This is a genomic window from Bilophila sp. 4_1_30 (assembly GCF_000224655.1).
In the GTDB taxonomy this organism is placed as follows: domain Bacteria; phylum Desulfobacterota; class Desulfovibrionia; order Desulfovibrionales; family Desulfovibrionaceae; genus Bilophila; species Bilophila wadsworthia.
Genome location: NZ_JH114232.1, coordinates 221797 through 223210 on the forward strand (window position 1 = coordinate 221797; position 1414 = coordinate 223210).

Consider the following 1414-nt stretch of genomic DNA (forward strand, 5'->3'; position numbering starts at 1 on the left):
CTCTCTCTCTCTCTCTCTCTCTCTCTCTCTCTCTCTCTCTCTCTCTCTCTCTGCATGGCGTCCCCCTATGCCTTTGCCGGAAGAACAGGTTCAACGGGCCACGGGCAAGAGGGATCATCCTCTCCGCCGCCGAGCCACGGGAAGCCGGGCTGCTCCGGAAGGTCGCGCAAGGCCTGGCGGTACGCCTGCCAAGCCTGATACTGTTCATCCGTAAGCGTTGTAGCCTCCCCGTTGTCGAGCTGATCCCTGTGCCGTTCGATGACCCAGGCGCAGCCCGCCAGACGGCGATCCCTCTCGGCGCGCACGCGGGCGGCGCGGGCTTCCGGCGAATTGTACTCGGCAAGCCGGGCGGCTTCCGCGGCTGCCGCCTCTTCGTCAAGCCGGGCCTTTTCCGCTTCCCACAGCGCGACGAACGGGGCGACGTCCTCCGCATAATCCGCAGGCGTCAGGGGGTGGTTGATGTCGTCCGTCCACTCCATTTCCCCGCGTCCCTCATGCCACTGGACGGCGTGCAGGTTTGCGGGCGCCGTGAAGCCGAATTGCAAAGGGGTTCCGTCAACAATGATCAATCGGTCGGAAGGAACGACCGTTACGTGTGTTCTCATGCTTTCCATCCTTACAGCTTCTTGATGTAAAAAAGGGCGACAAAGGGAGGCAAGGTGCTGATTGCCTTTGCCGTAACCGTATGGGCGTGGCCGCCGTCCGTAAGCGTGTGGTTGTGGGCCTCTGTTGCTACCCTGTGCCCGTGCGTGGGATCAGAGACACCGTGGGCGTGTTCGCTTGAGCCTACAGCGTGGGCATGGCCGGGGTCTGATACGCCGTGGGCATGGCCCCAACTGTTGCCAGTATTGGCGGTTACAGTGTCGCCACCATTTGCGGCTCTATCCTCAAAACCTGTCGCGCCTTTATGGGCGTTCGTATGATACACATGGCCATGAGACGGCAACGTGTTCCCGTCCAGCGTCGTCCCCTGAATGCCGATCCCCGTCCCGGCCGCTCCCGTCCAGATATTGAGGGCGGCGTTCTGGATGCCGATCCCGGTTCCCGAGCTCCCCGCCGTGCCTCCCGGCGCGGCATCGGCAAGGCTGATCCCCGTCTTGGCCGTCCCCGTGCTCACGTCCGGCGTTGCCGATGCAGCCCCGCCCATGCCGTCCAGCGCGTACTTCCCGCCAGCGCCGACGACGAACCTGTCCCGCATGTCCGGGGTTCCCTGCGTGCCGTCACAAATCGCCCACCCTTTCGGGATAGCGTCGCTAGAGCCATGCCAGAGGATGACTCCACCACGGGGAACCAGATACAGGCTGGCCGCCTCAAGCGATGCCCTGAGCTCCTTTATCCACCTCGCCGCCTGCGGAAGCGCCATTACAGCACCCCCGAGGGCAGAAGTTCGCAACTAAAGGTCTCTCTCTCTCTC

2 protein-coding genes are annotated in these 1414 nt (G+C 63.4%); both read right to left on the bottom strand.

All coding sequences use genetic code 11. The features are described from left to right. Positions 1–65: 65 nt before the first annotated feature. On the bottom strand, positions 66–605 hold the full coding sequence (locus tag HMPREF0178_RS07740) for a phage tail assembly chaperone (RefSeq protein WP_009368205.1): 540 nt from the start codon (positions 603–605) through the stop codon (positions 66–68). A gap of 11 nt (positions 606–616) precedes the next feature. After that, complete coding sequence (locus HMPREF0178_RS20435) at positions 617–1363, bottom strand: hypothetical protein (RefSeq protein WP_009368206.1); 747 nt, start codon at positions 1361–1363, stop codon at positions 617–619. Between the last annotated feature and the right edge of the window lie 51 nt (positions 1364–1414).